Annotated in this window: 10 protein-coding genes and 2 pseudogenes; 6 read left to right on the forward strand and 6 right to left on the reverse strand. The window is 65.9% G+C overall.

The window, feature by feature from the left end:
* Nucleotides 1–41: 41 nt before the first annotated feature.
* The 3 genes from ACRSBM_RS27070 (at nucleotide 42) to ACRSBM_RS27080 (ending at nucleotide 2,645) form a co-directional block, all read left to right on the forward strand.
* Nucleotides 42–671 carry a hypothetical protein gene (locus ACRSBM_RS27070; RefSeq protein WP_434447315.1) on the forward strand — a complete coding sequence of 210 codons (630 nt, stop codon included), beginning with the start codon at nucleotides 42–44 and terminating at the stop codon, nucleotides 669–671.
* 35 nt (nucleotides 672–706) lie between these two features.
* Nucleotides 707–1,006, forward strand: coding sequence for a hypothetical protein (locus ACRSBM_RS27075; protein WP_434447317.1), 300 nt, complete (start codon nucleotides 707–709; stop codon nucleotides 1,004–1,006).
* A gap of 526 nt (nucleotides 1,007–1,532) precedes the next feature.
* Nucleotides 1,533–2,645, forward strand: coding sequence for a hypothetical protein (locus ACRSBM_RS27080; protein WP_434447319.1), 1,113 nt, complete (start codon nucleotides 1,533–1,535; stop codon nucleotides 2,643–2,645).
* 604 nt (nucleotides 2,646–3,249) lie between these two features.
* Here the strand turns inward: ACRSBM_RS27080 and ACRSBM_RS27085 are convergent.
* A complete protein-coding gene (locus ACRSBM_RS27085) occupies nucleotides 3,250–4,536 on the reverse strand; it encodes a hypothetical protein (protein WP_434447321.1) in 1,287 nt (428 codons plus the stop codon).
* Between the two features lie 548 nt (nucleotides 4,537–5,084).
* On the opposite strand from ACRSBM_RS27085, the pseudogene ACRSBM_RS27090 reads away from it, so the two are divergent.
* Nucleotides 5,085–5,781, forward strand: a pseudogene (locus tag ACRSBM_RS27090) (IS3 family transposase); the annotation flags it as partial.
* Nucleotides 5,782–5,938: 157 nt separating this feature from the next.
* On the opposite strand, the gene ACRSBM_RS27095 reads toward ACRSBM_RS27090, so the two are convergent.
* Nucleotides 5,939–7,291 (reverse strand): FAD-dependent oxidoreductase, encoded by a 1,353-nt coding sequence (locus tag ACRSBM_RS27095; RefSeq protein WP_434447322.1) that lies wholly within the window; start codon nucleotides 7,289–7,291, stop codon nucleotides 5,939–5,941.
* Between ACRSBM_RS27095 and ACRSBM_RS27100 the strand changes: the two genes are divergently transcribed.
* On the forward strand, nucleotides 7,274–8,293 hold the full coding sequence (locus ACRSBM_RS27100; protein ID WP_434447324.1) for a helix-turn-helix transcriptional regulator: 1,020 nt from the start codon (nucleotides 7,274–7,276) through the stop codon (nucleotides 8,291–8,293). The genes ACRSBM_RS27095 and ACRSBM_RS27100 overlap by 18 nt on opposite strands.
* A gap of 209 nt (nucleotides 8,294–8,502) precedes the next feature.
* Here the strand turns inward: ACRSBM_RS27100 and ACRSBM_RS27105 are convergent, their stop codons facing one another.
* Both ACRSBM_RS27105 and ACRSBM_RS27110 read right to left on the reverse strand, forming a co-directional pair.
* The gene (locus ACRSBM_RS27105; RefSeq protein ID WP_434447326.1) at nucleotides 8,503–9,501 is read right to left on the reverse strand and encodes an alpha/beta hydrolase; all 999 of its coding nucleotides are present in this window, start codon (nucleotides 9,499–9,501) and stop codon (nucleotides 8,503–8,505) included.
* A gap of 35 nt (nucleotides 9,502–9,536) precedes the next feature.
* Nucleotides 9,537–9,878 (reverse strand): annotated as a pseudogene (locus ACRSBM_RS27110) (MFS transporter); the annotation flags it as partial.
* 54 nt (nucleotides 9,879–9,932) lie between these two features.
* Here ACRSBM_RS27110 and ACRSBM_RS27115 point away from each other — a divergent pair.
* Nucleotides 9,933–10,808 (forward strand): helix-turn-helix transcriptional regulator, encoded by an 876-nt coding sequence (locus tag ACRSBM_RS27115; protein ID WP_434447328.1) that lies wholly within the window; start codon nucleotides 9,933–9,935, stop codon nucleotides 10,806–10,808.
* Between the two features lie 112 nt (nucleotides 10,809–10,920).
* On the opposite strand, the gene ACRSBM_RS27120 is transcribed toward ACRSBM_RS27115, so the two are convergent.
* Together ACRSBM_RS27120 and ACRSBM_RS27125 are read right to left on the reverse strand one after the other, a co-directional pair.
* Nucleotides 10,921–11,145, reverse strand: a complete 225-nt coding sequence (locus tag ACRSBM_RS27120; RefSeq protein ID WP_434453526.1) for a hypothetical protein — start codon at nucleotides 11,143–11,145, stop codon at nucleotides 10,921–10,923.
* A 437-nt stretch (nucleotides 11,146–11,582) separates the two neighbouring features.
* Nucleotides 11,583–13,172, reverse strand: coding sequence for an alanine/glycine:cation symporter family protein (locus ACRSBM_RS27125; protein WP_434447330.1), 1,590 nt, complete (start codon nucleotides 13,170–13,172; stop codon nucleotides 11,583–11,585).
* Nucleotides 13,173–13,729: the final 557 nt, after the last annotated feature.

The following is a 13,729-nucleotide window of genomic DNA, read 5'->3' on the forward strand; positions in this document are numbered from 1 at the left end:
GTTGCACCACCTGTAACCAGTCATGCACCCAAGGAGTTCTCATGGCTTCATGGTCTCGACACAAGAAGCACAGGCCGGCACTCAGAGCGGGCCCGCTGACACTGTCCGCCACCGCAGCGCTCGTCGCGTCCCTGTTGGTCGCTCCCGCGGCGCACGCCGCGACCGTCTCCACCCTCGATTCGAACAACCGGAACTGTCACTCGTGGCTTTTCGGCATTGCCCACCAGGTGCACCAGGCGAACTACTTCGACTACCAGGGCAATTGGGAGATGGCGCACCGCGCAGACACCGCCGGGTACGAACTCGCCAGCCGTTCGAGCGAACTCGACAAATGCGGGTCACTGCCGGAACCCCAAAGGTCGTCCTGGGACGATGTGCGCAGCACCGTCCAAACCTCGCTCGGCTACGGCAACGGCGCCGGCCAGATCACGGCTTCCCAATGCAACATGTCCTTGAGTATCGACAACCGCTATTGGGTGGACAAGTACGGGGTACAAAGAGACAACTACACCGAGGCGCTCGGTCATCAGAACAACGCATTGGTAGCCCTGCGCCCGTGGACTGGCCTTCCGCGCACCGTGACAGCAAGCACCTCCGTAGAGGGATTCGGACTTGGCCTGTCCCAGGTGCAAGATGTGCTTGTCTCTCACGATTCCGGCTCCTACGGCTGATGACGTACGGCGGGAGCACGGACCGCACGGAGTCGTTGACCCTGGAGTTCTTCTCGAGCACGAAGTCACAGCTGGAGCTGTGGCCCCGCAGCGACACCGCCCGCGGCTTTGGTTTCCCACGGGCGCTGACGCTGTCGGTGCAAACCTCGAGCGGTGGGTGGCAGCCGATCGCTTCTGCGAGCAACCTGGCCCTGCCGTCCAGTGGGCCTTACACACTCTCCTTCCCGCCCACGACCGGATCGATTTTCAAGATCGACTTCACCTCTCTTTACCACAACTACGGAAATGGCATTGACAGTTACATGGCCACCCTGAACGAGGTGCGGCTCCACTGAGCTCACCACCTTCAGCGCGACCACCCATCCGCCGCTCCGCGCACTCGTCGCCACAACACTGCGCAGGGCGGCGGTGCGCCGTGTCGAGCGCCTGACACGCATCGACACCAGTTCCCGCCCACCCCATCCCTCGTGTCCTACACAAGCGAGACAGCACTGGATTACGCGGACCTCGAACAACGATGAGGTAACGCTGCCGCTTCAGCACCACCCACCCAGCGGCGGCGGACCGCCGCTACCTCAAACGTCCCAGGAGCGCCGCACGCGACCTCGAAGACAAGAACGCGGGCCTGCCAACCGGCACTCGCGCCCAGCCGGCGAGATCAAGTCCTATAGGCGGTTCCTCGTCACTGGACATGGAACTCGCCGATCGATCGAAACGCGCCGAGACCCCGTCGGCCTCCCTCCACGGATGCCCACGCGATCAACCCGGCCAGCTCGACTCAACCCCACAGACTGCCCCATCGAGCAATCAGCAGACCGGGGCATCCACTAACGTCGAAAGAGCCCAGCGAGGAGAATTTGAATGCATGTTCCACACCCAGACGCTTTTGCCGAGCTCAGAAACCCGTCACTACCTCTCGCGCATCCATCACTTCGATCATGCTTCCCCAGCGAGATCCCCAGAAACAATTTCATCGACACAGTCGAGTTCGCCAGTGTCTTGGCCGACATGGACCAGGCGTGGAACGTCGTCATCAAGACGACCGCAACGATGGCGGCGTGCGCACGCGACGCACATCAGAACGAGCGAGCGAGCATCCTCAGATCTCAATTCATCGAAGCCAAGAACGAGTACGGCATGTTCCAGACGCGGCATGCGGGAAAGTGGGATGAGCTCCAGGCCGCGCGGCAAGCGTGCGAAAGTGCCGAGAGCTCTGGCGATCCTCGGATGATCGCGGCCAGGAAGGGTGAACTGGAGGAGAGCAAGATCAGGTTTCTGGCGGCCGGCAGGGACGCCGACGAGTCCAGGACACGAGCACTCCGACTGAAATCGGAGTACGAGGAGGTCTACCCGACGAACGAGGGTGAAGCAGAGCAGAGATACGTCGACGCACACGAGTCATTACTGGAAAATTTCGGCTGGCTCTTTCCCAGAACGGAAGCAGCCATCACTTTCCGGGAGCAACTCGAAGGAAGAATCGTGGAGGTGCTCACCAGCCTGCCGGACATCGAAGCCTCGTTCAGGGACGTGTTGCGATGCCTGTTGGACATGAGCAACGCGGCCTTGGCCGGACGTGAGATTCACTTGACGGACTTGCAGCGGGCGTTAGAACACACGATGACAGTTTTGCAGCGAGTCGACCATGGCCTCGACACTTCCTCCGTGACGGAGATTCTGACCCAGACTTGGCAAGACGCACAGCTGGCGTTGCAGCTCGCTCCGAACGACGAGCAGTTTGCTCCCAGCGACCTGATCGTGGAAGGGCAGCAGGTTGCGGTGATCTTCGCACGTTCCACGGAGCTCATGTCCGGGGTCGTCGAGAGGAAGATCACGACGTGGCGTGACACCGGATCTCAGCTGGTGGCGAACCTGAAGAGCTTGCAAAGTCGCCTGAGGGTTTCGGAGTCGAACGTCGAGCTCGTCCGAAAAGTGCTTTCGTTGCCCGCGGAAGGCAACCTCGGTTATGCCGGATGACGGGCACAGCCTGACGCCCGCGGCCCTCCTTGTAGTTGTGCATTCACGTCTCGCCGGGCCTGGTCGGACGAACAGAGCAGGCCGGGCATGACACCTTCCGGCGAGCGCACTGGTTGACGGCTCTGCGGCCGGTCACCTTCATGTCGCATCAATGTCCTGTTCGCAATGCCTGCTGCCAGCGTCTGCGAGTCAGCACGCAACCGCCGCCTCATAAACGGTCTCGCTTCGGCCGACCGGGTGACGCACTCGAACGCGGCACCGCCGGTGGTGGCCCGTCAGGGGTGTTCCAACAAGTCCAATGTAGACATCGCTGCGCATCCACAGCGTTGTTCGTCGAGAACCGCCCGGTCTCGGGGTGCCCCGCCAACAACGGGACCTCGATGCCAGAAGAGACCATCGTCGCGAACTAGCAGTTCGCACCGCCCAAGTGATGGCGATCCCGAAGGCACAGTGAGCGCGCCGGCCAGGACGTGGGATCGGCGAGATCAAGCGGTGACGCTGGGCAACGTGTTCGGTTCCGCTACGACGGCTATCAGGTCATCGGGTCGCACGCCCCCCACACGCAAATCATGACCCGGCTCGTCACCGGCCCTGTACGGGCAGCTCACTGGTCGAAGCTCAGCATCGTCCAGATCTGCCCAACCGCGGCTTGATAACTCGCCGCAACCGTGGCCGCCGTTCGTCCCCACTCCGCCAATGCCTTCAACCGATCAGCCACGCCACGGCGTGGCTCCCGCAGCATCTGCGTGACGGCGTCGGCTGTTTTCACAGCAACATCCTGAGGCGTCGTCGCGTCGATCCGACGCAGAGCTGCCTCGACATTGGCGAAGATGTTGTTCACGTGGTCAACGTCCTCGACGAGGCCCGGCCACTCCGACCTCTCGCCCATCGCCTCTTCGAAGCCGTCCAAGGCAGGCACGCGGAATGTCGCCACCTGCTGGGACAGCTCACCTTCGGTGGGCTCCGCGCGCGTGCCCGGCTGGTACAGCGAGTGCGCCCGCCCAAGCAGGTCGCTCACGTACTTGTCGTCGTCCGGCACCGTGATGTCCGCTGACCTTTTGGCGATCTCCTCGAACGCGACGAAATAGTGATGCAGGTCGTACAGAATGGCGCGCAGATCCGCTTTCCACCGCTCCACCGCCATCGGTGTCTGGTTCGGGTTGTCCCGCACGGCCTGCTGCACGGCCGACAAGTACTCGTCGTACTCGGCCAGCACGCCTGCGCAGGCCTTGCCGAGAGCACCGAAGTACCTGTGCTGAAGAAAATCCCGGATGAACTGGGCGGTGTCGATACGCGGCGCCCCCGCAACCTGGCCGCAGAACGGGTTGTGTGGTATCACCGCCCACGTTCCGTCCTGCAGCCGGTAGTAGTCACGAGAGCGATCGACGTCGTAGACGGAAGCGAGCAGCTCCTTGTCGATGCCCTGATCACTGAGCTTGGAGCGGTCCAGCGGCTGCCTGCACTGAATACAGACCGGGCCGGAGTTCAGTCGTCCGAGCGCCTGCGCGAACTCGTCAAAGCCCAGAGGAACTGGCTCCAGTGTGCTGGCGAGCAGCCTGTGCACGCACTGCGTGCACATGGGTACGTGGCAGCTCACATCTAGTTCCACCGGGGTGAAACCTTCCCGCTGCAGGTTGTCCCAATCGCCCCCGCAGACCGGGCAGTAGGCCAGTCCGTTGATCTCGGTCGGCACTGTTCCCCCTTTCTGGACGCACAGGCCCCAGGCTATTTTTTCGCGCTGCGGGAGATCTGCCCATGTGGGCAGATTGACGAGCAACCCCGCAGGCAGAGACAGCGCCGAGTTCCCTTTTGAAGGAATGACCCGCGCTGATCGAGCAGGCATGCTCACCACGCCCGGGCGCAAGGTCCTGATCTCCGGGGCGAGCGTCACGGCTCCGGTTCTCGCGTTCCGGCTCAACCGTTACGGGTACGAGGTGACGGTCGCCGAGAAGGCGAACGCGCCGCGCAGCGGCGGCTACCCATCGAAATCCGCGGCACCGCGCTCGAAGTCGTCAGGAGATGGGACCGTCCTCCCCGGCTGCAGGACGCGCACATCGACCTGCAGCCGGCTGACCTTCTTCACGGCGACGGCAGCGAGGTGGCGTCGCTTCATCTCCACGCCATCACCCGGCGGTGTGGCGTGGCGGGACCTGGAGGTGCGGCGCGGGGATCTGACCGAGGCGCCGCACACGACCGTCCGGCCGAAGAAGCGATGTCGATCATGTGGAAGGCGGTTGATCGTTCCGCACCGCGCTCACCCGCGGAGGCCACTCCTGGGCGGTAGTTGGTCACCTGGGTGGGCGGTGGAACCGTCCACCCAGGTGACCAGGTGTTCCCCGGTTCGTCATGCTGCAGCCTTGTCACCGGAACAGCCGCAGGCGGAATCGGGTCGAAGGACGAAGGCCAGGTCGTCCAGCAGTAGGGAGATCGCGTACGGAGTTCGGCTACCGGTTCCTGGCCGACGAAGCCCGCGACGCCGGCCTGCCGATGGCGGATCGGACCGCGTGGCGGATCTGCTCCTCGATGGGCTGGTGGAGCGCGTTCGGCAAGAAACGCGGCCGCAGCGGGAAGAAGAGCGGTCCGCCTGTCCACGACGACCTGGTCCGGCGTGACTTCACCGCCACGGCACCGAACCGGCTGTGGCTGGCCGACGTCACCGAACACCGCACCGCACCGCAGAAGGAAAGCTGTATCTGTGCGCGGTCAAGGACGCCTGCTCCAACCGGATCGTCGGCTACTCCATCGAGTCCCGGATGAAGTCCCGCCTCGCCGTCGCCGCGCTCACCAACGCCCTCGCCCGCCGGGATGAAATCGCCGGCTGCGTGGTGCACACCGACCGCGGATCGCAGTTCCGATCAAGGAAATTCGTCCGTGCGCTCGCGCGCCACGGCCTGACCGGTTCCATGGGCCGGGTCGGTGCCGCAGGAGACAACGCCACGATGGAAAGCTTCTTCGCGCTGCTGCAGAACAACGTACTCAACCGACGTGTCTGGTCCACCCGAGACGAATTCCGGACCGCGATCGTCACCTAGATCGAGCGCACCTACCACCGCCGCAGACGCCAGGCTGCGCTCGGCCGGTTGCCCCCATCGAATATGAAGCAATCATGACCACGCCAGCCAGCCGAGCTGCGTGACTGCAACTGTCACCTATCGGCGCAGCAGACCCTTTTGATCATCTCGCGCGGAACCTCCACGGTGGGTGTATTTCCGCGCCGATTTGAGCAACTCCGAGCGCACGTGAGCATCGCTAGAGCATGTGCTCACGTGCTGCCGAAATCCCGAGGTCACTTGTCAGCGGCGCAGCCGGGCGGCTGCGGCCAGGATCGGCGTGGCCACGGTGGTGGCTGCGGCGCCGAGCGCGGTGTCGGTGGTCAGGATCCAGCGGACGGTCTTCATCGCGAGGGTGAGGACCTCGCTGCCACGTTGGCGCATGCCGGCCTCGAACCGGTTCACTGCCTCGGTGAGCGTCGTGGTGCCGTCGGCGGTGACGTCGAGCTGTTCGAGCAGGCTGGCGGCGTCGCGGATGGCCGCGCCGGCGCCCATCCCGGCAGTGGGTGGTGTCGCATGGACGGCGTCACCGAGTGCGGTGATACGGCCCGCGGTCCATGGCGCAAGGTCGGTGGCGCGCGTTGAGGCGGCGTTGAATCGGAACGCGCCCACGCTGTACGAGTCGGCGCGGGCGATGACCTCGAGTGTGTGCTCAGCCCAGCCTCGCCGGCGGAACAGCCCCAGCAGCGCGGCCTGCAACTGTCCGTCGCGCAACTCCCGCAGGGATTCGGTCGCGGCGGATTCGGTGAACATGGCGCCCCAGATATAGGTAGGTCCGGTCGTCACGGACATCCGTAGGTCGGGAGCGTCGAGAGCGGCGTTGCCGACGGGGTCGAGGAAGCCGACGTAGAGCGCCGTGCCCCGCGGACCGATCGCGAACCCTGATCGTGGCCCGAGTCGCCGCTGCTCCACGGGGCTCAGGTCGGTGAGGCAGGTACGGCCGGAGAATCCGATGATGCCCGCGGGACTGTTGGTCGGGCCTCCCGCCAGGTGACGGGCGATCACCGAGTGCGTGCCGTCCGCGCCCACCACGAGATCCGCGGGGACGGCAGTGCCGTCGGTGAACAGCACGCGCGGTGCGCCGCTGTCGTCATGGCCGGCACCGGACACAGTCCGCCCCAGGTGCAGGCCGTCGCCGACGGCTTCGGCCAGCAGCGTGCGCAGGGTGATGCGATCGACATCGACACTCGTGCTGCCGCTGAGATCCGGCCCGTACCCGAGCAGCCGGCCGCGGCGGTCCCAGAAGACGTCACGCTCGCGCAACCGCAGCGCCGAACCGGACGCCAGCAGCCGCCGCATGACCGCCGGCTCCACCAAGCCCTCCAATGCCGACAACGCCCGCTCGTCGAGGGTGATGTGATAGCCGCCTGTCGCGGCCACGTCGGTATCGCGGTCGAACACCGCCACCTCGAACCCCCGCCGGCGCAGTCCCGCCCCCAGTGCAAGGCCACCGATCCCGCCCCCGACCACGACAACGCGCATGTTCGTTCGTCCTCTGCCGCTACTACTTGCCTGCATGAGCGCGACCGTGACACAGGTAGTGGACACGGAGTGTCCACTACCTGTGATCATGGAACGATGGCGAGCACAACACATCGGGCGTTGCGGCTGCTGTCCACGCTCGGAGCGCGCCGGCAATGGCCGTTGCGCGAGCTCGCCACCCGGCTCGACGTCAGCGAGCGCACCATCCGCCGCGACGTCGACACCTTGCGCGAGCTCGGCTACCCGATCACCACCATCCACGGACCCGACGGCGGCTACCGCCTCGGCACCGGGCACACCCTCCCTCCGCTGCTGTTCGACCACGACCAGGCCCTCGCGGTCGCGGTGGCGCTGCAGACCGCGCCCAGCACGGTGTTCGGCCTCGAAGACGACACGGCTCGGGCACTGGCCACGCTGCTCCAGGTCATGCCCGACACGCTGCGCGCCTCCATGGAGTCCCTGCGCCTGACCCGGCTGCAGAACTACTGGGAATTCCCCGCGCCACCCATCGACCCGTCCGCGCTCACCTCCGTCGGGACCGCGATACGCCACCGCCGCGTCCTCGTTACCGAGTCACTGCGCCATGACGGCACACGCCCCACCCCAGCCGACGACGACTTCGAACCCGCCCGCCGCATCGAGCCCCACCATCTGGTCGTCTGGGCAGGACGGTGGTACGTGGTCGCCTACGATCTCGCCGACCGTCAGTGGCGAGTGCGACGCGTCGATCGACTGCACCTACGCCCGACCACGCAGCACTTCTACTCTTGCGCGCTGCCCCAGGACGACCTCGCCCGTTTCGTCATGAGCAGCCACGACCGCGGCGACACCCCTGCGACCTGGGAATGCATCGGCACCGCCCAGCTCAACCTGCCCGCGCACGTCGTGGCCCGCTTCGCACCGGGCGGCTCCGTCGTCGAACACCTCGACTCCGACCACTGCCGGCTGACCCTCGGCGCCTGGTCCTGGGCCGGCATCGCCGGCATCCTCGCCACCTTCGACACCGACCTCACCGACCTCCATCCACCCGAGCTCGTCCAGGCATGTCAGCGCCTCGCGCACCGGTGGGCCATTTCAACGAACGCTCCGCATGCGGCTCACGAAGATCCGGGTTAAGCGCGAACTCGGTAGCGCATGACTGGATTGCGAAAGAGAGCTGCAGAAGATATCCGTGAAGCCACTGCCGGTGTCGGGTCCCTTGAGCTGGTTGATCGGGTTTGTGCGCGCGGTGGGCAATCCGTGCCTGCGGTGGCGTCAGGGAGCCGCGCGGGGTGACCGTCCCGACCGTTCCCCGAGGGCCGCTTCCGCTGCCGGGGCACTTGCGGTCAGGCGAGGTTGGTGGTGAAGAACTCGTCGAGCCTGTCGAAGGGGATGAGGTGCTTGCGGTCGTACAGGTCGACGTGGTCCGCGCCGGGGACGATCAGGAGGTCGACGGTGCCGGGGGCCATCGCCCGGACATCCTCGGAGTAGTAGCGGGAGTGCGCGTCGGCACCGGCCACCAGGAGGGCTTTGCGGGGAGCCAGCATGTCGATGTTGGTCATCAGCGGGAAGGCGAAGAACGACATCGGCGTGGTCGCGGTCCACGCGGTGGTGGAGTTGATCGAGCGCGGCTGGAAGCCGCGGTCGGTGCGGTAGTAGTCGAAGAAGATCCTCGTGATCGGGTCGGCGTCCGGTGGGAGGGTCTTGGGCAGAACGCGGTTGGTCGGGGCGACGTTGCCGTTCTGGTCGAAGGGGACCTCGTGGGAGAGCCGCGCGTAGGTGCCGTTCTCGGCGTCGATCCAGCGTTGCCGGCTGAGGTGGTCGACGACCTTCTGGCGTTGCTCGCGGGTGTAGTAGTCCTGGTGGCCGCGGGACATGCTGCGCGACATGTCGTACATCGAGGCCGTGGCGACCGCCTTGATGCGGCTGTCCGCGGCCGCGGCGGTGAGCGCCATGCCGCTCAGGCCGCAAACGGCCATCGCACCGATCCGCTCGCGGTCGGCGATCTTCCGCAGGCCGAGGAAGTCGACGGCGGCGCTGTAGTCCTCGGTGTAGATGTCCGGTGAGGCCACGTCGCGCACGCTGCCGCCGCTCTCGCCGGTGAAGGACGGGTCGAAGGCGAGGGTGACGTAGCCGCGCCGGGCGAGCTCGTTGGCGTAGAGCCCGGAGGACTGTTCCTTGACCGCGCCGAACGGTCCGCTGACCACGAGGGCCGGCAGCGCGCCCTTGGCGTTCTTCGGCACGTAGAGGTCGCCGGCGACCTTGGATGCCGTAGCGGTTCTTGAACCGCACCGAGGTCCGCTTGACGTTCTATCATGACCGCGATGGATGGGGTGAGAGCGCACACGACCGAGGCGACCGTCATGACGACGATCGAGGCGATCAGCAGCCGCCGCCGGCCGTGCTGGTCGGACACCGGACCGCCGATGAGCTGTCCGAGGGCCATGCCGACGAAGAAGGTGGTCAGAGTCAGCTGGACCTGCGTCGCCGTCGCCGACAGGTCACCCGCGACGCGGGGGAACGCCGGTACGTACATGTCGGTGGCCAGCGGCGCGATCGCGGTCAGGAAGATCACGGTGGCGACCAGGCCGGCGGTGAGCCGAGCCTGGCGACGCACCAGGCCGGGCACGCCCCTGTCGGCCGGCGATGTCGGCGCGGAGGTCAGTGAGGGCATGTGATCGAGCAAACCCGCTGCGGGCGGCACCAAGAAGACACCAGCCATAGGTGTACCGGCAGTACATCCCAGTTCAGCGGGATGCGTCGTACCGTCGAGACCGTGAACAACCGAGCCGAAGTGCACGACTTCCTCACCTCGCGGCGTGCCAAGGTCACGCCCGAGCAGGCCGGCCTGCCGACCGCGGGGCAGCGCCGCGTCCCTGGGCTGCGCCGCACCGAGGTGGCCGCGCTGGCCGGGATGAGCGTGGAGTACTACGCCAAGCTCGAGCGCGGTCAACTCGCCGGGGTCTCCCCCGGTGTGCTGGAGGCGATCGCCCGCGCCTTGCAGCTGGACGACGCTGAACGTGCCCATCTGCTGCGGCTGGCTCAGGAGGCCAACGGCAGCGGCGCGCTGTTGCGTCCCACTCGCACGCCGAAGCAGCGGGCGATCCGGCCGAGCCTGCAATGGTCGCTCGACAGCGTCACCGCCCCGGCGATCGTGGTGAACCTGCGTCAGGACCTGCTCGCCGCGAATCTGCTCGGCCGCGCGATGTACAGCGACGTCTACATCGACTCAGCCGGTGTGCCGAACTTCGGCCGGTTCACCTTTCTCGACCCGGCCGCGCGCCGGTTCTACCCGAACTGGAACGTCGCCGCCGACATGCTCGTGGCCAATCTGCGCACCGCCGCGGGCGTCGATCCGCACGACAAAGGCCTGCACGACCTCGTGGGCGAGCTGTCCACCCGCAGCGACGAGTTCCGCCGCCGCTGGGGCGCGCACAACGTCCGCGTCCATGGCACCGGCAGGAAAACCTTTCACCACCACGTCGTCGGGGACCTCGAACTGGCGTACGAGAGCATGGAACTGCGGGCCGAGCCGGATCTCATCATGACGATCTACACCGCCGAGCCCGCCTCGCCGACCGCGCAGGCGCTGTCGCTGCTCGCCTCCTGGGCAGCCTCCGAGACCAGCATCGTGCCATCGCCCGAGCGCTGAGCACCGGGCGCGACCGTGCGCTTGGCGGATGCCCGCAGACGAGCCGCGACCTGCTGGCCAGGCTCCCCCTGACGTTGGAATTCGAGGAGTTCGCCGGCCGGCAGAAGATCAGCTACCTGACCGAGCCCTCGAGATCGCCTACGCCGAGACCGGCGACTGGTGCTGTGGTGCCGTCGAAGTGCGCATCGACCGAACCGCCAGCGCCCAGGCCGCCGGTCACGTACGTCTTCACGGTGCCGGTCATGCTGGTGTTGTTCCACCACGAGACGGCCAAGCCCTGCAGGCCCTTGAACAGAGGCCACCGCGGGTGGTCGTAGGGATCCAGGATCCGGTGCATCTGGCCAGGAAGTCTGGGTCGGTCGAGGCCTTCCAGGTGGTCGTGGTCTACCACGAGTCGCCACCGGCGTGCAGGATCCGGCGCAGCGTTTCCCAGCTGATCGCGGGTGACCGTGCCGGCGGTCGAGCAATAGTCACACAGCTTTGCGAGTGTCCAGGTGGCGAACGCGGTGATGTCCCAGTCTGCGGGGGACGTCCTGGCGATCAGGCAGATCCGTTCACGGATCTGTTCACCGATCGTTCTCGGACGTCCCCCGCTCCATTTTGGGTCCAGCGCGTCGCCCCCCGCACGTTGAACGCGTGGATCACATCGCGAACATAGTCGGCGCTGACCTGTATCAGCGGCGTGATGTCACGGCGGCAGAACCTGCGGCCACACCAACCGCGGACAAAGACAAACCACCCGCCGACCATTGAGGCCGCGGGTGTCCGACGTGATCACAAACTCGATTTCTCGTTCTTTCGAACCTCTCCGGAACTGACCTTGTCCCGGAAGCTCTTCAGCTCCTCCTTCACCACCGGGGCCAGCAGGTACAAGCCGATGATGTTGAACAGGGCGAGAAGGAACAGCACGGCGTCGGCGAAGCTGAGCACGCTGCCCAGGCTCAGCACCGACCCGGCGACGACGAACAGGCAGAAGATCGATTGGTAGACGCGCTCGCTGACCTGTGACTTGCCGAACAGGTAGGTCCACGCCTTCTGACCGTAGTAAGCCCAGGTGATCAGCGTGGACAGGGCGAACAGGGCCACCGCGACGGTGAGCACATAGGGGAACCAGGGCAACACGGTCTCGAAGGACTCCGAGGTCACGGTGACGCCGTCCGGGACGTCGCCACCCGCGAACACGCTGGCCTGAGCGTCGGTCCAGAACTGGGTATTGGCGATGACGATCGTCAACGCGGTCATCGTGCAGATGACGACGGTGTCGATGAACGGCTCGAGCAGAGCGACGTAGCCCTCGGTGACCGGGTTCCTGGTCTTGACCGCCGAGTGCGCGATCGGCGCGGAGCCCAGGCCCGCCTCGTTGGAGAACGCCGCTCGCTGGAAGCCGACGATCAGCGCGCCGACGGCGCCGCCGACGACGCCCTCCGGCGAGAAGGCACCGGAGATGATGGCGCCGAAGGCGGCGGGCACCCCGGAGATGTTGACGCCGATGACGATCAGGCAGGCGACGATGTAGATGATGCCCATCGAGGGGACCAGCTTGCTGGTCACCCTGCCGATGGACTTGATGCCACCGAAGATCACGGCGCCGACGACGACGGCGAGCAGGACACCGAAGATCAGAGCAGCACCGTCGCCACCGAGAACGCCGTCGTTCCCGCCGGTGACGTTGCGCAGCTGGGCGAAGGCCTGGTTCGCCTGGAACATGTTGCCACCGGAGATGGCGAAGAACAGGATCATCACCGCCGCCAGCACCGCGAGGACCCTGCCGACGGCCTTGCCGCCGCCACCGAACCTCTCGGCGATGCCCTTGCGCAAGTAGTGCATGGGCCCGCCGGAAACGGTGCCATCCTCGTGCATCTCGCGGTAACGCACACCGAGCGTGCACTCGACGAACTTGGTGCACATGCCCAGCAGCCCGGCGACGATCATCCAGAAGGTGGCACCCGCGCCACCGATGGTCACCGCAACGCCGACACCTGCGATGTTGCCGAGACCGACCGTGCCCGACACCGCGGAACTGAGCGCCTGGAAGTGCGAGATCTCACCGGGATCATCCGGCTTGCTGTACTTCCCGCGCACCAGGTCCAGCGCCATCTTGAACCCGCGGAACTGGATGAATCCGAAGTAGACGCTGAAGATGGTCGCGGCGGTGACCAACCAGGCGACGATCCAGGGGAACTCCAAGCCGAAGACGGAGATCTCGGCGAAGACGAACGCGGACAGTCCGTCGGATACCGGATCGAAAACACTGTTGATCCAGTTCTCGACGGCGCCGAGGGTCCCACCCTCCGCAGCGAGAACGTGGGTCGAGTTGCCCGACGGCGGGCTTGTGGCCAACGGATCGGTGCCGATGTTCAACATGGTCCGACAGTGGACCCGAAACACCTGTGTGGTTGCAAGGGTTGGCCCACTGTCGAAAACGAAAAGCAGCATGTCCTGCCCAATCGCACATCTGGCGGCGATGAGATCATTACCTGCGCCTGCCAGCTCTGCTGTAACACACATCACAGTGGCGCCGAACAATGGTGCCGATCTCCACCCGCCTGCGGCACCAGCCAACCTGCGTGGAACCGTGCCGGGCGGCGACCAACAGAATCTCCGGATCACCCGGCGGCGACCAGCCCGGTCGGCGGCAGCGCCGGACCGAGTGCGGGCAACCGCTGTCACAACGTCTTTCGCGTCGCTCGTCCTCCAGTTGTGCGATAGCATCCCAGCCGCGTTGTAGGTCGTCGCGGCCAGCGTGGTGGCGCCCAGGACGTCGATGAGCTGACGGCCGGCGTCGTCGTAGGTGTAGCTGATCTCCTGCGGCGCGCCGGTCGCGTTCGCGGCGGCGATCTCATCGATCATGTCCGGCATCGGTCACGGTTCTCTCCACTGTGGATGTCGCAGGTGGACGGTCAGGCCGGTACCACGCGAAC

Source organism: Lentzea xerophila (assembly GCF_051094245.1).
Taxonomy (GTDB): domain Bacteria; phylum Actinomycetota; class Actinomycetes; order Mycobacteriales; family Pseudonocardiaceae; genus Lentzea; species Lentzea xerophila.